General features: G+C 71.8%; 23 protein-coding genes. 14 read left to right on the top strand and 9 right to left on the bottom strand.

Features of this window, described 5'->3' with window-relative positions:
* Positions 1-23: 23 nt before the first annotated feature.
* Positions 24-1,637, bottom strand: coding sequence for a helix-turn-helix transcriptional regulator (locus tag EV187_RS14770; RefSeq protein WP_130353802.1), 1,614 nt, complete (start codon positions 1,635-1,637; stop codon positions 24-26).
* A 72-nt stretch (positions 1,638-1,709) separates the two neighbouring features.
* Here EV187_RS14770 and EV187_RS14765 point away from each other — a divergent pair, with 72 nt between their 5' ends.
* Positions 1,710-2,666 carry a GlxA family transcriptional regulator gene (locus EV187_RS14765; RefSeq protein ID WP_130353801.1) on the top strand — a complete coding sequence of 319 codons (957 nt, stop codon included), beginning with the start codon at positions 1,710-1,712 and terminating at the stop codon, positions 2,664-2,666.
* A gap of 85 nt (positions 2,667-2,751) precedes the next feature.
* Here EV187_RS14765 and EV187_RS14760 read toward each other — a convergent pair whose 3' ends face one another.
* Complete coding sequence (locus EV187_RS14760; protein WP_130353800.1) at positions 2,752-3,141, bottom strand: MerR family transcriptional regulator; 390 nt, start codon at positions 3,139-3,141, stop codon at positions 2,752-2,754.
* Between the two features lie 78 nt (positions 3,142-3,219).
* Between EV187_RS14760 and EV187_RS14755 the strand changes: the two genes are divergently transcribed.
* The 5 genes from EV187_RS14755 to EV187_RS14735 all read left to right on the top strand — a co-directional run bounded on the left by EV187_RS14755 (position 3,220) and on the right by EV187_RS14735 (position 8,299).
* The gene (locus tag EV187_RS14755) at positions 3,220-4,509 is read left to right on the top strand and encodes an MFS transporter (RefSeq protein ID WP_130353799.1); all 1,290 of its coding nucleotides are present in this window, start codon (positions 3,220-3,222) and stop codon (positions 4,507-4,509) included.
* A gap of 77 nt (positions 4,510-4,586) precedes the next feature.
* The gene (locus EV187_RS14750) at positions 4,587-5,462 is read left to right on the top strand and encodes an ion transporter (RefSeq protein WP_130353798.1); all 876 of its coding nucleotides are present in this window, start codon (positions 4,587-4,589) and stop codon (positions 5,460-5,462) included.
* 58 nt (positions 5,463-5,520) lie between these two features.
* Complete coding sequence (locus EV187_RS14745; protein ID WP_130353797.1) at positions 5,521-6,048, top strand: metallophosphoesterase family protein; 528 nt, start codon at positions 5,521-5,523, stop codon at positions 6,046-6,048.
* A gap of 142 nt (positions 6,049-6,190) precedes the next feature.
* Complete coding sequence (gene gap / locus EV187_RS14740) at positions 6,191-7,189, top strand: type I glyceraldehyde-3-phosphate dehydrogenase (protein ID WP_130353796.1); 999 nt, start codon at positions 6,191-6,193, stop codon at positions 7,187-7,189.
* A gap of 141 nt (positions 7,190-7,330) precedes the next feature.
* Positions 7,331-8,299: a DMT family transporter gene (locus tag EV187_RS14735; RefSeq protein WP_165391215.1), complete on the top strand. Its 969-nt coding sequence runs from the start codon at positions 7,331-7,333 to the stop codon at positions 8,297-8,299.
* Positions 8,300-8,835: 536 nt separating this feature from the next.
* Here EV187_RS14735 and EV187_RS14730 read toward each other — a convergent pair.
* A complete protein-coding gene (locus EV187_RS14730; RefSeq protein ID WP_130353794.1) occupies positions 8,836-9,903 on the bottom strand; it encodes an NAD(P)H-dependent flavin oxidoreductase in 1,068 nt (355 codons plus the stop codon).
* Positions 9,904-10,032: 129 nt separating this feature from the next.
* Here EV187_RS14730 and EV187_RS14725 point away from each other — a divergent pair, with 129 nt between their 5' ends.
* Positions 10,033-10,584: a dihydrofolate reductase family protein gene (locus EV187_RS14725; protein WP_130353793.1), complete on the top strand. Its 552-nt coding sequence runs from the start codon at positions 10,033-10,035 to the stop codon at positions 10,582-10,584.
* A gap of 64 nt (positions 10,585-10,648) precedes the next feature.
* On the opposite strand, the gene EV187_RS14720 is transcribed toward EV187_RS14725, so the two are convergent.
* Positions 10,649-11,848: an FAD-dependent monooxygenase gene (locus tag EV187_RS14720; RefSeq protein WP_130353792.1), complete on the bottom strand. Its 1,200-nt coding sequence runs from the start codon at positions 11,846-11,848 to the stop codon at positions 10,649-10,651.
* A 105-nt stretch (positions 11,849-11,953) separates the two neighbouring features.
* Between EV187_RS14720 and EV187_RS14715 the strand changes: the two genes are divergently transcribed.
* Positions 11,954-12,505 carry a TetR/AcrR family transcriptional regulator gene (locus tag EV187_RS14715; RefSeq protein ID WP_130353791.1) on the top strand — a complete coding sequence of 184 codons (552 nt, stop codon included), beginning with the start codon at positions 11,954-11,956 and terminating at the stop codon, positions 12,503-12,505.
* 9 nt (positions 12,506-12,514) lie between these two features.
* Here EV187_RS14715 and EV187_RS14710 read toward each other — a convergent pair whose 3' ends face one another.
* Together EV187_RS14710 and EV187_RS14705 are read right to left on the bottom strand one after the other, a co-directional pair.
* Positions 12,515-12,973 carry a DUF4442 domain-containing protein gene (locus EV187_RS14710; protein ID WP_130353790.1) on the bottom strand — a complete coding sequence of 153 codons (459 nt, stop codon included), beginning with the start codon at positions 12,971-12,973 and terminating at the stop codon, positions 12,515-12,517.
* 95 nt (positions 12,974-13,068) lie between these two features.
* Positions 13,069-13,767 carry a hypothetical protein gene (locus EV187_RS14705; RefSeq protein WP_130353789.1) on the bottom strand — a complete coding sequence of 233 codons (699 nt, stop codon included), beginning with the start codon at positions 13,765-13,767 and terminating at the stop codon, positions 13,069-13,071.
* A 190-nt stretch (positions 13,768-13,957) separates the two neighbouring features.
* On the opposite strand from EV187_RS14705, the gene EV187_RS14700 reads away from it, so the two are divergent.
* Positions 13,958-14,605, top strand: a complete 648-nt coding sequence (locus tag EV187_RS14700; RefSeq protein WP_130353788.1) for an NADPH-dependent F420 reductase — start codon at positions 13,958-13,960, stop codon at positions 14,603-14,605.
* A 277-nt stretch (positions 14,606-14,882) separates the two neighbouring features.
* Here EV187_RS14700 and EV187_RS14690 read toward each other — a convergent pair whose 3' ends face one another.
* Complete coding sequence (locus tag EV187_RS14690) at positions 14,883-15,995, bottom strand: epoxide hydrolase family protein (RefSeq protein WP_130353786.1); 1,113 nt, start codon at positions 15,993-15,995, stop codon at positions 14,883-14,885.
* A 102-nt stretch (positions 15,996-16,097) separates the two neighbouring features.
* On the opposite strand from EV187_RS14690, the gene EV187_RS14685 reads away from it, so the two are divergent.
* Both EV187_RS14685 and EV187_RS14680 read left to right on the top strand, forming a co-directional pair.
* Positions 16,098-16,781, top strand: coding sequence for a M23 family metallopeptidase (locus EV187_RS14685; RefSeq protein ID WP_130353785.1), 684 nt, complete (start codon positions 16,098-16,100; stop codon positions 16,779-16,781).
* A 176-nt stretch (positions 16,782-16,957) separates the two neighbouring features.
* A complete protein-coding gene (locus EV187_RS14680) occupies positions 16,958-17,734 on the top strand; it encodes a hypothetical protein (RefSeq protein WP_130353784.1) in 777 nt (258 codons plus the stop codon).
* A gap of 95 nt (positions 17,735-17,829) precedes the next feature.
* Here EV187_RS14680 and EV187_RS14675 read toward each other — a convergent pair whose 3' ends face one another.
* Positions 17,830-18,708, bottom strand: coding sequence for an SDR family oxidoreductase (locus EV187_RS14675; RefSeq protein ID WP_130353783.1), 879 nt, complete (start codon positions 18,706-18,708; stop codon positions 17,830-17,832).
* Between the two features lie 133 nt (positions 18,709-18,841).
* Here EV187_RS14675 and EV187_RS14670 point away from each other — a divergent pair, with 133 nt between their 5' ends.
* Positions 18,842-19,207 (top strand): winged helix-turn-helix transcriptional regulator, encoded by a 366-nt coding sequence (locus EV187_RS14670; protein WP_130353782.1) that lies wholly within the window; start codon positions 18,842-18,844, stop codon positions 19,205-19,207.
* 385 nt (positions 19,208-19,592) lie between these two features.
* Here the strand turns inward: EV187_RS14670 and EV187_RS14665 are convergent, their stop codons facing one another.
* Complete coding sequence (locus EV187_RS14665; RefSeq protein WP_130353781.1) at positions 19,593-20,054, bottom strand: hypothetical protein; 462 nt, start codon at positions 20,052-20,054, stop codon at positions 19,593-19,595.
* A gap of 151 nt (positions 20,055-20,205) precedes the next feature.
* Here EV187_RS14665 and EV187_RS14660 point away from each other — a divergent pair, with 151 nt between their 5' ends.
* Positions 20,206-20,667, top strand: a complete 462-nt coding sequence (locus EV187_RS14660) for a pyridoxamine 5'-phosphate oxidase family protein (protein ID WP_165391214.1) — start codon at positions 20,206-20,208, stop codon at positions 20,665-20,667.
* A gap of 256 nt (positions 20,668-20,923) precedes the next feature.
* Positions 20,924-22,366 carry a hypothetical protein gene (locus EV187_RS18595; RefSeq protein WP_207221852.1) on the top strand — a complete coding sequence of 481 codons (1,443 nt, stop codon included), beginning with the start codon at positions 20,924-20,926 and terminating at the stop codon, positions 22,364-22,366.
* The last annotated feature ends 5 nt before the right edge of the window (positions 22,367-22,371 follow it).

The following is a 22,371-nucleotide window of genomic DNA, read 5'->3' as shown; positions in this document are numbered from 1 at the left end:
GCGAGGCCGGCCGTCGCGGGTCGTCAGGCCGTCGCGTTCAGCCCGTGCTCGAAGGCGAACGCCGTCGCGGCGGACCGGTTCGCGAGGTCGAGCTTGCCGAGGATGTTGCTGACGTGCCGCGCCACGGTGCGCTCGCTGAGGAAGAGCTCGGTCGCGATCTGCCGATTCGACCTGCCGCCGGCGATGAGGCGCAGCACCTCCAGCTCGCGCCTCGTGAGACCGGCGGATGCCGCCGGTGCGCCCGACCCGGACGCGATCCGCTCGAGGCGGTCGAGATCGGCGACCGCGCCGAGGTCGCCCAGCGCGGTGCGAGCCGCATCGAACTCCAGCTGCGCGGCCTCCTCGTCGCCGAAGGCCCGGTTCGCCCGGCCGATGAGCACCCGTGTCACGGCGGCCTCGTACGGCGCCTCGAGCCGTCGCCAGACCGACCAGGAGCGCCGCAGGAGCGGGAGCGCCTGCTCGGGGGCATCCGTGCCGATCAGGAGTCGGGCCTCGGCGCGGTCGGCCTGCGCCTGCAGGTAGATCGTTCCGAGCTCGTCGGCCATCGTGCGCAGTTCGGCCGCTGCGCGGGCGGCGACGTCCCAGTCGCCGTGCTCGACCTCGAGCTCGACCTGCGCGGCGAGCAGCTCGGCTCGGGTGCCCGGCGCCGGCGACGCCTCGAGTGCGCGCGCGATGCCCGAGCGCGCCGCGGCGACTCGGCCCGCATCCCGTCGCAGCAGCCCGAGACCGGGCTGGACCTCGTGCCCGAGCTCGGCCGCCCGCCGGTAGGCCGCCTCGGCCTCCTCGCGGCGACCGACGAGACGGCAGAGGTCGCCGAGCCCGTAGAAGGCGTACTCGAGGGTCTGCACGTCGCGATCACGGTCGCAGACCTCGGCGAGGGTCGTCGTGGCCTCGCCCCATTCGCCCCGCAGCCGCAGCACGCTCGCACGGTTCACCGAGCACTCGCCGCGGAACGGCTCGAGCCCCCGCTGCGCGTCGCACCACTCGCTGAGATCGCGGGTCCACGCCTGGGCGCGCTCGACGTCCCACCGCTCGAGGCAGCTCGCGATCACCGCGCAGTACGCCGGGCCGGCGGCCCGCACGCCCACCCGACCGGACGAGATGGCGAGCATGACGCGGTCCATGCAGCCGAAGCCCTCGATGACGCGACCGCTGATGACGAGCGAACGTCCGAGGCTCATCGTGGCGAGGACCTCGACGTCGGGGTCGCGCGCTGCCTGCGCCAGCGAGACCGCGCGCTCGCCGAGCGCCACCGACTCCTCGACGCGACCCGCCCCGAACGCCTCCGCGGCCCGGGCGAGGACCGCCGTCGCCTCGCCCTGCGGCGGCCGCCCGGCGAGCGCGCACAGCTCGAACAGGCGGGACATCCAGGCACCGGCCCGCACGGTGTCGCGCTCGGCGCTGCGCGTGAAGCCCAGCCAGAACACGCAGCGGATCGCGGCATCCGTGTCGCCGTCGTCGAGGTAGGCGAGGTGGGCGGCATCCCAGGCCCGCTCGCACTCGGCATCGATGCCGAGGAACCAGGCCGCCAGTCCGAGGTCGTCGAGCTCCGAGGCCGTGAGGTCGGACCGCCGAGCCGTCAGCTCGTCGTATCGGGCGACCCAGTCGACCAGGCTCACCGTGCCTGCCCCGGACATGGGGCAAGTATCCGCCCGCTCGTCCACCCGGACAAGTGGCGGCTTCCTTGCGAGGCATGGCAATCTGGCCGCATGAGCCGCCGGAACCACCGCGTCGCCGTGCTCGTGCTCGAGGGCGCCAAGCCGCTCGACGTCGGCATCCCGGCGCAGATCTTCACGACCCGCCAGAGCATGCCCTACGAGGTGCGCGTCTGCGGCGCGCATCCCGGGCCGGTGACGGGCGGCGACGGCCTCTCGTACCACGTCGCCGACGGGCTCGAGGCGTTCGAATGGGCCGAGACGATCTTCATCCCGGGCTACCGGCACCCCGACCGCGAGGATCCGCCCGCCGTGGTGGTCGAGGCGCTTCGGGCGGCGCACGAGCGCGGGGCGCGCCTCGCCGCCATCTCGACGGGCGCCTTCGCGCTCGCGGCCACCGGGCTGCTCGACGGGCGCCGCGCCACGACCCACTGGCACTACTCCCACGCACTGCAGGCGCGGCATCCGTCGATCCGCGTCGACGAGAACGTGCTGTTCGTCGACGAGGGGAACGTGCTCACCTCGGCGGGCGCCGCATCGGGCATCGACCTGTGCCTGCACCTCGTGCGACGCGATCACGGCGTCGCGCTGTCGAACCACGTCGCCCGGCGGCTCGTCGCGGCACCGTACCGCAGCGGCGGGCAGGCGCAGTACGTGCCGCGCGCGCTGCCCGATCCGCTCGGCGAGCTGTTCGCGGCGACGCGGCAGTGGGCGATCGAGCGGCTCGGGGAGCCTCTCACGCTCGCCGACCTGGCGCGCAACGCGAACGTCTCGCCGCGTACCTTCTCGCGCCGTTTCGTGGAGGACACCGGGTACACGCCCATGCAGTGGATCCTCCGCGCGCGCATCGACCTGGCGCGCGAACTGCTCGAGCGCACCGACCTCGGCGTCGAGCAGGTCGCCGACCGCGTCGGCCTCGGCACGGGCGCGAACCTGCGCCTGCACTTCCATCGGATCCTCGGCACCTCGCCGACCGAGTACCGGCACACGTTCGCGGAGCCGGCCGCCTGAGCCGGGCGCGTCTCGAGGAGCAGCGCAGCGGCCCACCCGGTTGTCGAGTAGGGCCGCGAGGCAGCGGTATCCGGACCCGAACTGCTCAGGCCGGCGCGGCCTCCCGCTCGGAGAGGAGCGCCGCATGCTCGGTGCGCGCGAGGTAGTCGCGGATCGTGTCGCGGCTGCGGCTGAGGCAGGCGATGCGCTCCTCGATGCCGGTGAGCTCGTGGGCCAGCATGTCGGCGACGGTGCGGGGGCAGCTCGGACGCTCGTCGGCGGCCGCGTCCTCGAGCTCGAGCACCTCCTTCACCAGGCGCGTCGGCAGGCCGGCCTGCACGAGACCCGCGATCCGGATGACGCGGGCGACGTGCTGCTCGTCGTACGCCCGGTAGCCGTTCGCCTGCCGCGTCGGAGCCAGCAGCCCCTGCTGCTCGTAGTAGCGCACCAGCCGCGGGGACACCCCCGCCCGCGTCGCGAGCTCGCCGATCTTCATGGCCTCGCCGCCTTTCGGGGAATCGTCTCGAACCAAGACCTTGACATTGACATCAATGTCAGAGTTTAGCGTCGAACCATGGACGACACCAGCACCTCGAATCCCATCGTCGACACCGCCGCCGGGCCGACATCGCGGTTGCCCTGGCCGTCGCTCCTCGTGCTCGGCGGCGCCACGTTCACCATGGTCACCGCCGAGATGGTTCCCACCGCGGTGCTGCCCGAGATGAGCGCCGGACTGGGGGTGAGCGAGGCGCAGACCGGCCTGCTCGTCTCGGTCTGGGCGGCCGTCGTGGTCGTCGGCAGCTTCCCGCTCGTGCGCCTCACGCAGCACCTCGACCGGCGCGCCGTCATCGCCTGGGGCCTCGTCGCGCTCGCGGTGTCGGTGGCGGTGACGGCACTGGCGCCCGCCTACCCGGTCGCGGTGGCCGGTCGGCTCGTCGGGGCGCTCTCGGTCGGACTGCTCTGGGCGACCACCAACGCCTACTCCGCCGACCTCGTCGCCGACCGCGATCTCGCCAGGGCAGTCGCCGTCGTCCTCGGCGGCGCGACGCTCGGCACCGTCATCGGCACGCCCATTGCGAGCCTCGTCGCGCAGGGCGCGGGGTGGCGCGCCGCATTCTGGGGCCTGGCGGCCGCCGCCCTCGTCGCCGCGGTGCTCGTGCGCGCGGTCGTCGTCCGTCCGCCGCATCCGGATGTCGCGATGCCGAACGACACGGCGCCGGATGCCGCGGCGCGGTTCGAGTCGTCGACGGATGCCGCGGGCGCCGCTCCCGGGGCGCGGGCCGGCGTGCCACGCGGCATCCGCCCGATGCTGGCCGTCGTGGCGCTGATCGCCCTGCTGCTCGTCGGCCACTACGGCACGTACACCTACATCACCCGCCTGGTCGAGGCTCCGGCGAGCCACGTGCCCGGCGGGATCGGCGGCCTGCTGCTGGTGTTCGGCCTCGCGTCGGCGGCGGGCGTGGCGCTCGCCGGCCGCTTCGGCGAGCGCACCGATCGGGCCCTCGTGGTGAGCGCCGTCGGCACGGGACTGGGGGTCGCCGGGCTGGCCGTGGTGGCGGTGCATCCGCTCGTCGGCATCGGCGTGCTCGTGCTCTGGGGAGTCGCCTCGGGCGCCCTCCCGCCGCTCGCGCAGACGATGATCCTGCGGCTGGCCGGGCCGCGCCGCCGCGCGCTCGCGGGGGCGCTGATCCCGGTCGTGTTCAACCTCGGCATCGCGATCGGCGCGGCCCTCGCGTCGGTGGTCGTCGGCGGTGGCGCGCTGGCAGCGCTGCCCGCCCTCGGCGCGACCGTGATCGCCTCGGCGGCGCTCGGACTCGTCGTCGTGGTGCGAGGGAACCGCCGGGCGGTCGTGCCGGACGCCTGAGACGCCGGGCTCGAGCCGATTCGACCGGTGCGCCGTGGCTGCCGGATCGCACGGGTCGGACGTGCCACACTCCTCGCATGACGAAGTCGGTGCGCACCGAGCTGAAGAGCACGGGCTACGAGATCTTCATCGGCGTGCTGTCGATCCTGTCGATCCTCAACCTCGTCCTCATGTACGCCCTGGTCGACGACCCCGCGCTGAACACGGTGCTCCGGGTCATGAACATCCTCTTCAGCGCGATCTTCCTCGCGGACTTCGCGTATCGGCTGACGACGGCGCCGAAGCGCGGTGCCTACTTCTTCCGGCATTACGGGTGGGCGGACCTCCTGGCCAGCTTGCCGTTCGCCGAGCTCAAGGTCCTGCGGCTCTTCCGGGTCGTCCGGGTCGTCCGCCTCATGCGCGAGGTCGGACCGCGCACCATCTGGCGCACCCTCGTCAAGGACCGGGCCGGGAGCGCGTTGTACGCGTTGCTGCTCATGGGCGTCCTGGTGCTGCAGTTCGGAAGCCTCACGATGCTCTACCTCGAGGAGGACGCACCGGGAGCGAACATCACCACGGCCTCCGATGCCCTGTGGTACACGATCGTCACCATCTCGACCGTCGGCTATGGCGACTACTACCCGGTCACCAACCCGGGTCGGTTCGCCGGCGTCGTCATCATCGTCGTGGGCGTCGGCATCTTCGGGACCTTCACCGGATACCTCGCGAACCTGTTCCTGGGGCCGCGGAAGGACGACGGCGGTGAAGCGGCCGCGCCCGGCGAGTCCGCCGCCGCAGCCTCGACGGAGCCCGCACCGACCGCGGATGCAGGAGTCCACCCCAGCAGGCCCGAGGGCCGACCGGTGGATACCGAGGCGACGCTCGACGAGATCCGCTCGCTGCTCACCAGATCCGAGGCGGACCTCGACTCGATCCGGCTCCTGCTCGGCGGGCCCGAGCGGCCGACGCCCTGATCGACGCAGCGCGATCAGGCGATCTCGCCTCCGTCCGCGGGCGCGCGATGATGGGACGATGGCGACGCGGCTCCTGCTCATCTCCGACACGCACGTGCCCGCGCGGGCGCGGCGGCTGCCCGACGGGGTGTGGCGCGCCGCCGACGTCGCCGACGTCGTGGTGCATGCGGGCGACTGGGTCGACGTCGCGACGCTCGATGCGCTCGAGGCGCGGGCCGCGCTCCTCGTCGGGGTGCACGGGAACAACGACGGTGCCGCACTGCGCGGTCGCCTGCCGGAGTTCGCGCGGTTCGAGGTCGAGGGGCTGCGGGTCGGGGTCGTGCACGAGACGGGGCCGGCGAGCGGCCGCGAGCTGCGCACGGATGCCGCCTACGCCGGTGCCGAGGCGGGAGCGGGCCCGGCGATCGACCTGCTCGTGTTCGGGCACAGCCACATCCCGTGGGACACGACGACGCCCCGCGGCATCCGCCTGCTCAACCCGGGATCGCCGACCGATCGGCGTCGGCAGCCGGTGTGCACCATGATGACCGCGATCGCGGATTCGGGCGTGCTGCGCGACGTCTCGCTCGTGCCCGTCGAACGCTGAGCCGGGGGCGCCCGACGGTTCGCAGCTTCTCCGAAGTAGCGTGGCGTGATCCTTGCGCACACTGTCGCTCCAGCCACTCCCGCGCCGGGCCCGGAGCGACGATCCTCGTGGGGTACCACTGGGAACGAAAGGAACCCCACGCATGACTCGCATCGCCGTCAACGGATTCGGACGCATCGGCCGCAACGTGCTCCGCGCCCTGCTCGAGCGCGACTCCGACCTCGAGGTCGTCGCCGTCAACGACCTCACCGACCCGAACGCGCTCGCGCAGCTGCTCCGCTTCGACAGCACCGCCGGTCGGCTCGGCCGGCCCGTCGAGGTCGACGGGGACACGCTCGTGGTCGACGGCCGCCGCATCCGGGTGCTCGCCGAGCGCGACCCGGCGAACCTGCCGTGGGCGGAGCTCGAGGTCGACATCGTGCTGGAGTCCACCGGCCGCTTCGCCGCGGCATCCGCTGCCCGCGCCCACCTCGACGCCGGGGCCGGGAAGGTGCTCGTGAGCGCGCCGGCCGACGGCGCCGACGTCACCCTGGCCTACGGCGTGAACACCGACGCCTACGACCCGGGCGCGCACGTGATCGTCTCGAACGCCTCGTGCACCACGAACGCGCTCGCGCCGCTGGCGAAGGTGCTCGACGACCTCGCCGGCATCGAGCACGGCTTCATGACGACGGTGCACGCGTACACGCAGGAGCAGAACCTGCAGGACGGTCCGCACCGCGATCCGCGCCGCGCCCGCGCCGCCGGTGTGAACATCGTGCCGACGACCACCGGTGCCGCGAAGGCGATCGGCCTCGTGCTGCCGGGCCTCGACGGGAAGCTCTCGGGCGACTCGATCCGCGTGCCCGTGCCGGTCGGCTCGATCGTCGAGCTCAACACGACGGTCTCGCGCGAGGTGACGGTCGAGCAGGTGCTCGAGGCCTACCGCGCGGCGGCCGAGGGGCCGCTCGCCGGGGTGCTCGAGTACTCGGAGGACCCGCTGGTCTCGTCCGACATCACCGGCAACCCCGCGTCGTCGATCTTCGACGCCGCGCTCACCCGCGTCGACGGCACGCACGTCAAGGTGGTGGCCTGGTACGACAACGAATGGGGCTTCTCCAACCGCGTCATCGACACGCTGGAGCTGCTCGCGAAGGGCTGATCCCGGTCGACGCAGGGCGAGCGGATGCCGCGGCGGGCACGTCGCGGCATCCGCTTCCCGTGCCCCGTGGTTGGCGGGATATCGCGTGAGCTCGGCAGCCGCGCAGCGGTCCGTGTCGGCGGCAGCAACCAGAATGAACGGGTGACTCGTCGTGGGCTGATCCTGTTCGCCGCGCTCGGGATCGCCTGGGGCATCCCGTACCTGTTCATCAAGGTGGCGGTGAGCGAGCTGGATCCCGCCATGGTGGTCCTGTCCCGGTCGGCCCTGGCGGCGATCCTGCTGCTGCCGCTGGCGTTCTTCCGGCGCGAGGTGGTCCAGGTGGTGCGCCGGTGGAAGCCGATGCTGGCCTACACGATCGTCGAGATCATCCTGCCGTGGTACTTCCTGAGCTCGGCCGAGCAGCGCCTGCCGAGCTCCACCGCGGGGCTGCTGCTGGCCACGGTGCCGCTCGCGGGAGTGGCCATCGCGTTCGCGATGGGCCGGCCCGAGCGGCTCTCCCGCCTGAACTGGCTCGGCATCACACTCGGAATGCTCGGCGTCGCGGCGCTGGTCGGCCTCGACATCGCCGGGTCCGACCTGATCGCCGTCGCCGAGATGGCGGTCGTCGTCGTCGGCTACGCGCTGGGCCCGGCGATCCTCGCGCGGTGGATGTCCGACCTTCCCGGCGTCGGCGTCGTCGCCGTGTCGCTCGCCGCCACCGCCGTCGTCTACGTGCCGTTCGTGCTGCTGACCGACGCCTGGCCGGCGGCGTGGCCGTCCACTGCGGTGATCGTCTCGATCATCGTGCTGGCCGTGGTCTGCAGCGCCCTCGCGTTCCTGCTCATGGTCGGCCTGGTCGCCGAGATCGGCCCCGTCAAGGCGACCGCGATCACCTACGTCAACCCGGCGGTCGCGATCATCGCGGGTGTCGTCGTGCTCGGCGAGCGGGTCACGGTGTGGACGATCGTCGGCTTCGTGCTCGTGCTCGCCGGCTCCTACCTCGTGACCCGCAGGCGGCGAGACCTGGTCGCGGCGGAGGGCCCCGAAGAGGCGACGGCCGAGCAGTGCGAATCACCCTCGGAACCGTCGGAAGAGGAGCGCGCTCGACGGGCCGCTGCCGACTCGCCGTAACCGGCCCGATCGCCCGCGCCTGACCGCCGGCGCCCTGCCACTGACGGCACTGCACGCGCGCGGTCCGCCGGACCGCCCGCGCCGAGCGCGCCGCCCGACCGCCCGCGCCGAGCGCACTGCGCTGACCGCTCGCATCGCGCGCGCCTGCGGACCATCGCGACCGCAGAACGCGGAAGCACGTCGGCATCGGCAGTTGCCCTCCGCAGAACTCTTCTACTTTTCTACTTTTCTGCTTTTCTACTTTTCCACTTCTCCACTTCTCCACTTCTCCGCTTCTCCACTTCTTCGACCTCTCCACTCCGCCTGCTTCGGCACTTCGTCGACTTCTTTACTTCTCTTCGAAACCGTCGGTACCTCGGTACTTCGGTACCGGATATCTCGGGGACGACGTGTCCGGGAGTCGTGGGGGCGCGCCCGCACGCGCGAGCATTGCGACGCACCGCCTCCGGTCGATCCGCCTCGCCGAGTTCAGCCCGACAGGCGCCACGAACTTGGCGCGCCGCGACGCATCGCTTCGCTCGCGCGCCTCGCGGGGCTCAGCCCGGAAGGCCCGCCGCGAGCTCCGCGTACACGTCCCGCACGTCGTCGTGCACCGTCAGGGGCGCCGACTGCCCCATCCAGAGCGACTGCAGCTCGCCGCGGCCCTGGCGCACGGCCTCCGCGCGGAACCGGCCGGTCAGCCAGTTCTGCACCGGGAACGGCGCGATCACGCCGCCGTCCTCGATCTCCCGTACGACGCGGTTCCGCGCGCCTCGTGCGAGTCGCCCGCTCATCGCACGCGTGAGGACGGTCTCGTGCGCCGCGGTCGCCCCGATCGCCGCGCGGTGCGCCTCGTTGGTGGCCGACTGCCGGGTGCGCAGAAACGCCGTGCCCACCTGTACGCCGGCCGCGCCGAGGGCCAGCGCCGCCGCGACCCCGCGCCGATCGGCGATCCCGCCGGCGGCGATCACGGGCACGGACACCGCGTCGACGACCTGCGGAATCAGCGAGATCGACCCGATGAGCGACTGCTCGGGCTGCCGCAGGAACGACACGCGATGCCCGCCGGCCTCGAGCCCGGTGGCGACGATCGCATCCACCCCGCCCTGCTCGAGCGCGACGGCCTCGTCGACCGACGTGGCCGTGCCCACGAGGCGGATGCCGCGGGCCCGCGCACCCTCGACGACGTCGGCGGGCGGCACGCCGAACACGAAGCTCGCCACGGCGGGTCGCGCCGCGAGGACGGCATCCCACTGCTCCTCGAACGATGGGAGGTAGGCGGCGGGCGGTTCCTCGGGCGCGGCCCGTCCGACCTCGTCGAAGTACGGACGGAGGGCGTCGACGGATGCCTCGTAGGCGCTCGGTGCGAGCGGGGCATCCGTCGGGGCATCCGTCAGCGGCAGCCACACGTTGAGGTTGTACGGACGGCTCGTCGCGGCGCGGATCGCCGCCACCGCCTCGGCGATGCGGTCGGCGTCGTACCCGTACAACCCGAACGACCCGAGCCCGCCGAGCTCGCTCACCGCTGCCGTGAGCTCGACCGACGACAGCCCGCCGAACGGCCCGAGCACGATCGGCTGGTCGATGCCGAGCATCGCGGTGAGCTGGGTCGTGCGATCGGTCATGTCGGTCCTCCGGGCATCACGGGTTCCACGCTACGCCCGAATCCGGGCGCCGATGTCGATCGGGCGTCGCCCCCGTTCGACGTCCAGAATGAGACGGAGACACCGGCTCGGAGAACACAGGAGATCGTCATGCGCACCCTCATCGTCACCGAATTCATCAGCCTCGACGGCGTCGTCGACTCGCCCGGCGGCGGCGACCACCCGCGGGCGGGCTGGACGTTCAAGGAGGTCCCGTTCGTCGAGGAGGCCTACGAGATCAAGGGCCGCGAGCAGGTCGAGGCGGGCGCCATGCTCATCGGCCGCGTGAGCTACGACGAGTTCGCGCCCGTGTGGCCGACCATGGAGGAGTTCGCGGAGTACAACGCGATGCCGAAGTACGTCGTGTCCACCACGCTGAGCGACCCCGAGTGGAACAACACCTCGGTGCTGCGGTCGATCGACGAGGTCGCCGAGCTCAAGCAGGGCGACGGCGGCAACATCCTCGTGCACGGCAGCCCGACCCTCGCGCAGGGCCTGGCCGAGGCCGGGCTCGTCGACCGCTACCACCTCCTCGTCTTCCCGGTTACCCTTGGCGAGGGCAAGCGCCTCTTCAACGGACGCGAGAACGGCAAGCTCCAGCTCGTCGAGCACGAGGCGTACCCGAACGGGGTCGTCAAGTACGTCTACGACGTGCAGCACTGAGCGGTGCGGATGCCGCGGGCGAGTCGTCGCCCGCGGCATCCACCCGTCTCGCCGCCGCATCCGCTCACACCGCCACCGTGTCGTACGCGGGCAGCGGCACGTCGTGGCGGCTGCTCATCGCCTTCTCGACGAGCGTGAGGAGCGGCTTGCGCGCTGACGCCCGGATGTAGGCGTGCAGGACGCGGATGCCCAGGCGGGACTTCGGCGTCGCGAACGACCCCGACCCCGGCGGAAGCTCGCGTCCCGCCTCGATGTGCGGGGCGAGGTTCCGCTCGTACGCACGCAGTGCGTCGACGACGTCGGCCTCGGGCCGGCGGCCCAGCTCGTTCGCGAGCACGTACGCGCCGATGAGCGCGAGCGCGGTGCCCTGGCCGCTCAGCGGCGAGGTGCAGTAACCGGCGTCGCCGAGCAGCACGACCCGGCCGCGCGAGAGCTCGGGCATGTGCACCTGCACGAGTGCGTCGAAGTAGAACTCGCTCGTGGTGTCGAGTGCAGCCGAGAGCGCCGGGAGGTGCCAGACGCCGTCGGCGAGCCCCGACCGCACGAGGTCCTGCTGAGCCTCGACGTCGTGGCGATCGGGGAGGCGGTGGTCGCCGAACCACGTCAGGATCGCCTTGGAGCGCCCGGGCGCGGCATCCGGTCGGATCAGCACCATGCGGCGACCGGGCAGGATGTCCATGAGCGACCAGCCGTCGAGCGGCTCGGGCTCCGGAACGTCGAAGAACGAGGTGATGCCGCCGAGCGCTCGCACGTAGTCGGCCTCCGGGCCCCATACGAGGCGCCGGACCCGCGAGTGCAGTCCGTCGGCGGCGACGACGAGGTCGAACCGCTCGGGTGATCCCTGCTCGAACGTGACATCGACGCCGCGATCGTCGGGAGCGAGCGCGGCGATCGAGTTGCCGAACCGCACCTCGACGCGTCCGGCGACGAGGTCGAAGAGCACACGGGTGAGGTCGCCGCGCAGGATCTCGAGGTCGGCCACCGGGCCCTGTCCGCCGAACATCTCGACGCCGAGCTCGGCGAGCGTGCGTCCGCGGTCGTCGACGTAGCGCATGCCCCGCTGTGGGAGCTGCGCCGCCCGGATGGGCTCGAGCAGGCCCATCCGGTCGGCGGCCTCGCGCGAGGTGCCGCGCAGGTCGACCAACTGCCCACCCGGACGCAGGTCGGGTGCGAGCTCGACGATCGTCACGTCGTGGCCACCGCCGGCGAGAGCATGGGCCGCGGCGAGGCCGGCGATGCCTCCACCTGTGATGAGTACCTTCATGATTCCTCCTCGAGCCGGTCGCCGCGTCTGCGGCCGAAATCGATGGTACGGGCGTATGAGACAAATGTCTAATACATATGTGTGAACATGGACTAGGCTCGGTGCATGGGCAATCGCGAGGACCTCCTGGACGGCGCGCGGCGCTGCATCATCGAGAAGGGATACGCGCGAACGACCGCGCGCGACATCGCGGGTGCCGCCGGCGTGAGCCTCGCGGCGATCGGCTACCACTTCGGCAGTAAGGAGGCGCTGATGGCCGAGGCGCTGCTCGGCACCGGCATCCAGATCGGCGATGCGCTCGACGTCGCGCTGCGCGGGGCGCCGAGGGCCGAGCTGCTCGGGCGGATCTGGGACGAGTCGCTCGCGGCCTTCGGCGACGAACGGGAGCTGCTCGCGGCCAGCATGGAGAACCTCGCCCAGATCGACCGGATCCCGGTGGTCGCCGAGCGGCTTCGCATGGCCCAGGGCGCCGCGATCAGCGGCATCGCCGACCTGCTCGCCGACGCGTTGCCGTCGCTCGATGACGGCGAGCGACGGGCGCTCGCCGCCTACTACTTCGCGCTCGTCAACGGCCTCGCCGTGATCTGGCTGGTCGACCCGTCGATCGTGCCATCGGGCGGCCAGCTGGGGCGGCTGCTTCCGCCGCCCGGCGGATGACTCGAGGGATTACGCAGCCCGGCGCTTCTCGCGCACGTACACCTCGCGGCGCACGCGGGCGACGACGTCGCCGTCGCGGTCGGTGATCGACGTCTCGAACCACTCGAGCACCTTCGCGCCGCCCTCGGCGCGCTCGCGCAGCTCCTCGGCCTTGGCGGCCGGCACCTCGAAGTGCGCGGTCAGCACGCCGCGGCCGGGCTTCACGAACTCGATCTCACCCCGCGTGTCCCACACCAGGTAGTCGCGGCCCAGCTGGTGCTTCACCAGCATGAAGTAGTACGGATCGGTCATCGCCGACATCGACCCGCCGAACGCGGTCTTCACGTAGTTGCGGGTGAAGACGTTCACGTGCAGCTCGACGGTCGCGCTCGTCCAGTCTGGCGCGAAGCGCTTCACGCGGATGCCGCTGAACAGGTTCGGGGCCCACAGGCTCATGCCCGTGGCGAGGCGTCGGGGACTCATGCGCATGAAGTCGATCCTGCTCGGCCCGAGCGGACGAGGCGACCCTGTTGTCGATCGCGCACAACGATGGGGCACCCGTCAGGGCGACGAACGCCCGGCCCTCACCAACTCGCGTAGGGGACGTGCTCGACGGTGATCCCGTCCTCCGAGTCGACCTCCGCCCGCGTGCCGTTCGGACCGAACAGCAGCAGCTGGTACTGGGTCGCATCGACGTACACCGCGTAGTTCACGGACGTGCCGAACGGGAGGTCGGCGATCACCACGCCGTCGGGCGAGATGAGCTGGCGCTCATCGGTGGTGACCGCGAGCCGGGTCGGGTAGCTGCCGTCGGGCAGGCGCACCTCCTCGAGCATGGCGGCCGAGGTGCGCGCGATCTCCGCGAACTCCCGCTCCGTGGCCGCCTGCTCGGCCGCCGCCTGGGAGCTCGAGACGGGCTCCGCTGGCGGCTCGAGTCGTTCGGCGAAGACGAAGAAGAAGGCGAACTGCAGCAGCGTGAGCACCGTGACGACGAGCGCGAGGCTCGACACCACCAGCCCGGCGATGCCGATCGGAGGGGCCGGCCGTCCGGTGCGCCGGAAGCGCACGATGGCGACGATCGCCGCCGCGAGGCCGATTCCGCCGATCACGGCACGCACCAGCATGTCGCGCGGATCGGGCAGGAACATGTTGAGCGAGCCGAGCAGGGCGACGATGCCGAGGACGAGCGAGGTCCACGCGAGGGCGGCGACCCAGCGGGGCGGCGCCGGCGCTCCCGTCATCGTCGCGGGATCGCTCGGTGCTCCGGGTTGCGGTGCCGACATCGGTGTGGCCTTCACGTCGAGAGTGCGCAGGATGGGGCGGGGTGGCTGGCGTCGGTCGAGCGTCCCATCGGCGACGGATGCCGCGAAAGGCCCCCGTATGCGGGGTGCCGGCTGCAATCGGCGTGTCGCACCGGGCGGCGCGTCGCAGGGGCCCGGGAACATTCGGCCGCGCCATCCGGTTGGCCCCACCATGACCACACTGGGAATCATCGGAGCAGGACACATCGGCAGCCAGGTCGCACGGGCGGCCATCGCGAACGGATACGAGGTGGTCATCGCCAACTCGCGCGGGCCCGAGACGCTCGCCGCCCTCGTCGCCGAGCTCGGCCCGAGGGCTCGTGCAGCGACGGCGGCAGAGGCGGCCGCGGCGGCGGATGTCGCGGTCGTGACCGTGCCGTTCAAGGCGTTCGCGTCGATCCCGGTCGAGCCGCTCGCCGGCAAGATCGTCATCGATACGAACAACTACTACTGGGAGCGCGACGGCCACGTTCCCGCCCTCGACGAGGGCCGCGCCACCGTCACCGGCATGCTGCAGGCGCACCTGCCCGAGAGCCGCGTCGCCAAGGGCTTCAACCACATCACCGCGAGGGACATCACGACCGACGGCCGGCCGTCAGGCGGCGCCGGTCGCCGTGCGCTCGCGACGGCGAGCGACTTCGCGGATGCCGCGCAGTTCGTCACTGACCTCTACGACCAGTTCGGATTCGACACGGTCAACATCGGCCCGCTCTCGGAGAGCTGGCGCGTCGAGCGCGACCAGCCCGCCTACGTGGTGGCGCAGACACGCGACGAGCTCGTGACGAACCTCGCAAGGGCCGTGCGCCAGGTCGCGGCGTAGTCGGTCGGGAGTGCTTCATCCCCGGGAAATCCCGGTGGCGAAGTAGCGAAGTGGCGAAGTGGTGGCGACTCCTCGGGAGTCATCGTCGCGGCGGTTGTGCGGTTGTGCGGTTGCGCGGTTGCGCGGTTGCGCGGTTGCGCGGTTGTGCGGTTGTGCGGTTGTGCGGTTGTGCGGTTCGGGTTTGCGCGGGTGCGTCGGGCGGATGTGCCGTTGCCCGGTTGTGCGGTTGTGCGGTTGTGCGGTCAGATCCGCGAACGTCCGGAACACCTCCGTGCCCTCAACCGAGCGAGCGCACGAACTCCCGCACCCGGGCGGCCATCTCCTCGGGCACCTCCGCGACCGTGAAGTGCCCGCCCTCGTCGAGGCGATCGAACACGCGCAGGTCGAGGTAATGCCCGCGAGCGAGCGATTCGGGGTAGCCGGCCTCGTGCCGCTGGATGAGGACCGCCGCAGGCACCGACGTAGGCGGGATCGGGTCGGGCTGGTCGGCACCCTCGTAGTACGGGCGGAACGACGAGCCGATCGACTGCGTGACCCAGTAGATCATCGCCTCGGTGAGGATGCGGTCGCGCGAGATGCGCCGCTCGACCGCCGACGGGTCGCCGGGCGGGGTGTCGCTCCACTCGACGAGCTTCTCGGCCAGCCAGGCGAGCAGCCCGGCCGGCGAGTCGTTGAGCCCCACGGCGAGCGTGTCGGGCCGGGTCGCCTGCACGTGCCCGTATGCGCCGTCGGGGCTGTGGCGGGCGGCGAGGTCGTCGAAGAACGCGCGCTCCGCGGCATCCGTGAGCGCCTCACGCTCGTCGCCGGTGGGGAAGTGCGCGTGCGTGGCGACGATGCCGGCGACGTGATCGGGGTATCGCGCCGCGATGAGGTCGCTGACGTTGGCCGTGACGTCCTCGCCGTAGGTGACGTAGCGTTCGTAGCCGAGTACCTCGGTCATGAGCGCGTGCATCGTGGCCGCCAGGCGCTTCTCGGACATCGGGCCCTCGGCGTACGGCGTCGAGAACGCGAAGCCCGGCAAGCTCGCGACGACGACATGGAAGTCGGGCAGCATGTCGGCGAAGTCGAGTTGCAGGGCGAAGGTGTGGGGCCAGCCGTGCATGACGAGCAGCGCCGGGGCATCCGCTCGCTGCGATCGCAGGTGCGCGAAGTGCACGTCGGCGTCGCCGATCCCGGCGATGAACTGCGGATGCCGGTTGAGCCACGCCTCGCGGGCGCGCCAGTCCCAGTCGATCCAGCTGTCGACGAGCTCGCGGAGGTAGGCGGCGCTGAGGCCAGAGGCAGGCTTGCGCGGAGAATCGGGGAGCAGCCTCGTGCGCTCGAGACGTGCTCGCAGGTCGTCGAGGGTCTCGTCGGGCACGTGCAGCTCGAACGGCTGAAGCGCGGTCATGCGCCGAAGCTACTCCGGGCCGCCGACACCCGGCACGGGGCATCCGCCGCCCGTGACCGAGACCCGAGCGTGGTCGATCGCGCTCCGATACGCTCGCGTTCGATGGAGCACGCACTCGAGTCCCCGGTCATCGTCGAGTTCCCGCTGCGCGGTGAGAACTGGATGGCGGTCACCACGCCCGCCCACCGCGTGCCGAGCCACGGCACCGACATGCTCGGGCAGCGGTACGCCTACGACTTCCTCATCGTCGACCGGCGCAAGGGCGTGCACTTCCACCCGGCGAGCTCGCTGCGCGGCGAGCTCGTCGGCGGCCGCACGCGGGAGTCGTACGCGTGGGGCGCGACCATCCACGCGCCGTTCGACGCCGAGGTCGTGCGCGCCGTCGACGGCATGCCCGAGCGGGGGTGGATCCACCCGGCCCGAGAGCTGGCGAACATGATCAAGAACGCCGTGACCTTCTCGCCCGAGAAGCTGCCGTCGATCCTGGGCAACCACGTCATCCTCCGCGCGGGCGACGTGTACGCGGCGCTGGTGCACATGGCGCCGGGCACGGTCGCGGTTGCCGACGGGCAGCGGGTGCGCGTCGGCGACGTGCTCGGCCGCGTCGGCCACACGGGCAATTCGACATCGCCGCATTTGCACTTCCAGCTGATGGACTCGGCGGACCCGATGACGGCGCAGGGCATCGCGTGCGCGTTCCGGGCCTACGAGGTCGAGCGCGACGGCGAGTGGGTGCGCGTGGAGAACGGGATCCCGGGCCGCCGCGAGCGGATCCGGTCGGTCTGAGCGCGCCGCTCGAGCGCGCTGCCGAGCGCCGACGTCGAGACGGGCCTCATCGTCACCGAATCGCAACGTCGCACGGTCGAATCGCGACCTCGTGCATCGTCGGAAACGGATAGGTTCAGGACAATGCCCTCGCGCCGCCGGTGCGAGGGCGCTCCTGACCCCGAAAGGAACCCGGATTGAATCATCGTCGCGCCGCCGGCTCGCTTCTGACGCTGGGCATCAGTGCCGTCCTGACCATCGGGGCCGGCGTGCTGCCGGCCACCGCCGACGACGAGGTCGTGCAGTCCGAGGTGATCGGATGGGTGCTCTCTCCCGAGGATGCGGTCATCCAGTCCGGTGAGTCGATCACCTACACGGCCACCCTCGTCGACGAGGCCGGCGAACCGGTCGACCCGCAGCCCGCCAAGGCGCCCTACATCGGCACGGATGCCGCGGGCGACCTCGCGAACGGCCTCACGATCACCGCCTTCTCGCCCGGCCCGCGGGCCGTCATGGCGGTCAGCGTCGTCGACGGAGTGGAGTACTTCGGCAGCACCTCGCTGACCGTCGCCGGTGCGCCGGTGGCCCTCGAGATCACGCCGAGCGCCACCTCCGTCGACCAGGGCGGCACCCTCACGTTCGAGGTCACCGGCGTCGACGAGTGGGGCACGCCGGTCGACGGCTCGGCCGCCACCCTCACGAGCTCGGTCGCCACCGACGTGATCGACGGCCTGTCGGTGACGTTCCCGACCGCGAGCCCGCACACCATCACCGCCGAGCTCGACGGGGTCACCGCCTCGGTCACCGTCGAGGTGATCCCGGCGGCATCCACGTCGGCCACGAGCGACTCGGATGACCCTGAGCTCGCCGCAACCGGCGTCGACCCGCTGCTCGGCGGGACCGTCGGCGGGGCCCTGCTCCTCGCCGGCCTGGCTTCGGTCCTGATCGTGCGTCGCCGCAGCGCGCAGTCCTGACCTGCGTCGGAACGCCCCGGCTCGCCTCGGCGGGCCGGGGCGTTCCGCGTTCGCCCCGCAGGAGCGGTACCGGTTCGGTCGGTAGTCCGACAGCGTCAGGCCGCCGACTGCTCCTGGGTCGGGACCACCGCCCGCAGCCCCTCCACGAGCGGCGTCGTCGCCCGGCCGGTGAGCCGCGACAGCGTCCCGTCGGAGTCCCCGAGCACCCCGCGCCGGATCGCCTCGTCGATGCCCGCGACGAACGCGGCCGTCCCGGCATCGAGCCCGACGGCCTCGAGCGCGGCCACGTGCTCCGCGGTGGTCAGCGACACGAACTCCACCTGGCGCCCGACCACGTCCGACGCCGCCGCCGCGAGCTCGGCGTAGTCCCACGCGACGTCGCCGCCGAACTCGTACACCTGGCCGAGGTGGCCGTCTTCGAGCAGCACGACGGCGTCGCCGTCGGCGTAGTCGGCGCGGGAGGCGCTGGCCACGCGGCCGTCGGCCACGGATGCCGCGATGGTGCCGGTCGAGGCGGCGCGCGCGACATCCGCCGCGTAGTTCTCGGTGTACCAGTTGTGGCGCACGATCACGGCGGGAACGCCCGATGCGGCGATCGCCTCCTCGGTGGCCTTGTGATCGGCGGCGAGCGCGTAGTCGCCCGTGGTCGCCTTGGGCGCGCTCGTGTAGACGAGCTTCGTCACGCCGGCGGCCTTGGCCGCGTCGATCACGTTGCGATGGCCGGCGAGGCGCGAGCCGGGCTCCGATCCCGAGATGAGCAGCACGGTGTCGACGCCCTCGAGCGCGGACGCGATCGTGTCGGGGCGGGCGTAGTCGAGCTCGACGGTGCGGATGCCGCGGGCCGCGACCTCTGCGAGTTTCGACGTGTCGCGCGCGCTCGCGACGAGGTCGGCGGGCTGGGCGCCGCGCGCGAGCAGCGCGTCGATGACGAGCGGGCCGAGCTGACCCGAGGCGGCGGTGACGAGGATGGTCATGGTGGTTCCCTTCGGTGGTGGCTTCACGCTTCGCGCGCTTCACGCTGTTCGTTCGCGCGTCACCGAGGGCCAACCGGATGCTCCGCGGTTACCTTCCCTCGAATCGGTACCCACTTTGAAGTAAGGTACCCACATGGCAGTAAGTCTTGCGCAGATCCGGGAGAAGTCCGGAGAAGTCTTCACCGAGGGATGCCCCACACGGGTCGTGCTCGATCACATCATGAGCAAGTGGGGCGTGCTCGTGCTGTTGGCGCTGACCGACGGCACGCACCGCTGGGGCGAGCTGCGCCGCGAGGTCGAGGGCATCAGCGAGAAGATGCTCGCCTCGACGCTGCGCACCCTCGAGGCCGACGGGCTCGTCGAGCGCACGTCGTTTCCCGAGGTGCCGCCGCGGGTCGAGTACTCGCTCACCGACCTCGGGCGCGACCTCATGGAGCGGATGCTGCCGCTGGTCGATTGGGTGGCGGCGAACGCCGGGCGCGTCATCCCAGTGGGTTGATGTTTCGCTGACGCTTCTCGTGCGGTTGTGCGGTTGTGCGGTTGTGCGGTTGTGCGGTTGTGCGGTCGTGCGGTGCGGTGCGGTGCGGTGCGGTCGTGCGGTTGTGCGGTTGTTCGGTCGTGCGGTCGTGCGGTCGTGCGGTCGTGCGGTCGTGATGTCGTGCGGTGGTGCGGTGGTGCGGTCGTGCGGGTGTGCGGTCGTGCGGGTGTGCGGTCGTGCGGTCGTGCGGTGGTGCGGTTGTGCGGTTGTGCGGTGGTGCGGTGGTGCGGTTGTGCGGTTATGCGGTCGCGTCCGCGATCTCGGGTTCAGGCGCCCGCGCCGAGAGTACGCCACGCGGGTGCACGTGCGCGCAGCTCCGCCCGCCCCGGTGTGTTCGTTGTGCTCGTCAGGCGCCCGCGCCGGACGACCGTTCCTCGACCGCGCGCCGCAGCCGGTCGCCGTCGAGGCCGAGGAGCTCGAACGTCTCCCGGAGTCGCGCCGCGGCATCCGGCTTCTCACCCTCCAGGGCTTCGACCAACCGCAGGCCCTCGTTGCTCACCTCGGTCAGGGCGGCCATCAGCGAGCCGGCGGCGGATGCTGCGAGGGTGATCCGGCCCTCCGACTCGGACGCGTCGGTCACCTCGCCGACCTCGACGACGTAGAGCAACGAACTGCCGAGCGCTGCCCGCTCGTTCGCGCAGAGGCCCCCTCCCTCATCCGTGTCGTCGCGGAATACGTCGGGCCCGATCCCGGCGCTCTCCAGGTACGAGTCGACCTCCCCGTCGGATGCCACGATCCGCAGGATCTCCGGGTAGTCGCCCTCAGTGATCTCGATCGTCGGTTCGAGACCGGTCTCTCCTTCAGCCATGTCGATCCCCTCCTCGGCCGGCGGAACGCCGCACCCCAGTCGGGCGGAATCTACTCCGCACGCCTCGTCGCGGCAATGGACCAAGGGCCTGACCCGACCGCACCGCACGCGCCGGCCTTCCTCGCGCCTGCGACGTCTGGTAGCCATGAGCATGGCTTCCAACGCAGATGCAACGCCGGCGGATGCCGCGCGCCGCGTGATCGACGCGAACTCCTACCTCACCCTGGCCACCGCCGACGCCGACGGCCGCCCGTGGGCGACGCCCGTCTGGTTCGCAGAGCGCGACCTGCGCGAGTGGGTCTGGGTGTCGCGGATGGAGACGAGGCACTCCGGCAACATCGCCCAACGGGCCGACGTCGCCCTGGCCGTCTTCGACTCCACGATCCCGGTCGGCAGCGCGATCGCCGTCTACGTCGAGGCCGCGGCAGGACCGGTGCCCGACGCCGAGCTCGACGACGCGCTCGCCGTGTTCAACGCCCGTTCGGTGGCCCGCGGGCTCCGCCCCTGGAGCGAATCGGATGTCACGGGCGCGGCGCCCCACCGGCTCTTCCGGGCCGTGGCGTCGCAGGTGTGGGTGCTCGACGAGAACGAGCGGCGGGTGCTCGTCGCCTGACCACGGTATCCGCGGGCTCGTCAGTCAACGGATGCCGCGGCAGCGAGTTCGGCGGCGAGCGCGACGGCGAGCTCGACGCCACCGGGGTGGCACGATGCGATCGCGCCCGAGTCGTCCTACCATCGAATCGCGTCCCCCACGCAGCCCCGCTGCATCCGATGCCGGATCCGCTCGCACGACGGACCCGCCGAGCCAGACCGCCCTGCCGGCACCACCGCCCCTTGGAGCCCGGTTGACCAGCCCACCCGATGAGCACGTGTCGAGATCAGGCGCGCCGGTGGAGCTCGAGCGGGGTGCCGATCGCGACGACGCGAGCCATGGCGGCGCGCACGCGCGGCGGCTGGAGGTGCCGCCGATCGAAGCGCCGCGGCATCCGCTGCCCGAGCGTCGCCGGTACTACCTGAGCAGCTTCGAGCCGAGCGGCCAGTACGACGCCGTCATCGTCGCCGTCACCCACGACGGACGGAGGCGGTACTTCACGACGCGCGACGGCGCGCGGTTGACCGAGGTCGACGAGGTCTCGTTCGAGCGTCGTCGCGAGAGCGGCACGCGGTCGATGCTCGAGCTCGATGAGCGCGAGCTGGGTGAGCTGGAGGTCGAGCTGCAGTTCGTGCGGCCCGTGCGTGGGCGGGATCCGATCGCCGAGGCGGAGCCCGAGGCCGAGCCGGATGCGGAGGCGGAGCCCGAGGCCGAGCCGGATGCGGAGGCGGAGGCGGAGCCCGAGGCCGAGCCCGATGCGGTGGCCGCTGCCGAGGCCGAGCCGAAGACGGTGGCCGCCGACGAGGCCGATGCGGACGCCGAGTACGACACGAACGCCGAGTACGACGCGGCAGTCGACGTCGAGGACGAGCCGGTCGCGGCGGTCGAGGCCCCGATGGTCGCCGATGATGCGAGCGCTGCGACAGCGGATGGCCCACCCGAGCCAGTGCCGACGGGTACTGCGACCGACGCAGAGCCGGCCGAGGAGCCCCAGGCGGACCCGGACCCGCCGATCCTGCACCGGGCGACCTTCACGCCGCCCGAAGACACGACTGAGGAGTCCACGGATGAGGGGGCCACGGATGAGGACGAAGAAGACGACGAGGACGAGGACGGAGTCGACCCGGTGACCGAGGAGTTCGAGGAGATGGTGATGGCGTCGACCACGATGACGTTCGAGCGGGTCGACGACGCGGCATCCGTCGACGACGCGGCATCCGGCATCGACGAGGCCGAGGAGGACGCGCCGACCCCATCGCCCGCATCGGTGTCGGCGACCGAAGCGATCGCGCAGGTGTCGCTCGCGAAGGGCATCGCGTTCATCGCGCACCGCGGCAAGCACGACCGCAGCGGTGCTCCCTTCATCGACCACCCGGGGCGCATCGCCGAGCGGTTCGACCCGATCACCCAGACCGTCGAGGCTGCGGCCGCGTGGCTGCACGACGTGCTTGAGGACACCCCCATCACGGCGCAGGAGCTGTTCGAGGCCGGGGTGACGCCCCAGATCGTCGAGGTCGTGCAGCTGCTCACGCGCACGCCCGACATCACGCCCGACGAGTACTACGCACGCATCCGCCGCAGCCCGGTCGCCCGCCGCGTGAAGCTCGCCGACATCGACGACAACACTGCGCGGTGGCGTCTGCGCCGCCTCGACTACGACACGCAGTTGCGCCTCGTGGAGAAGTACCGCTACGCGCGTCAGGCGCTCGGCAACGACTGAACGTG

Origin of the sequence: Agromyces ramosus (assembly GCF_004216665.1) — a bacterium.
In the GTDB taxonomy this organism is placed as follows: domain Bacteria; phylum Actinomycetota; class Actinomycetes; order Actinomycetales; family Microbacteriaceae; genus Agromyces; species Agromyces ramosus.
This window is presented reverse-complemented; position numbering and strand designations above follow the sequence as displayed.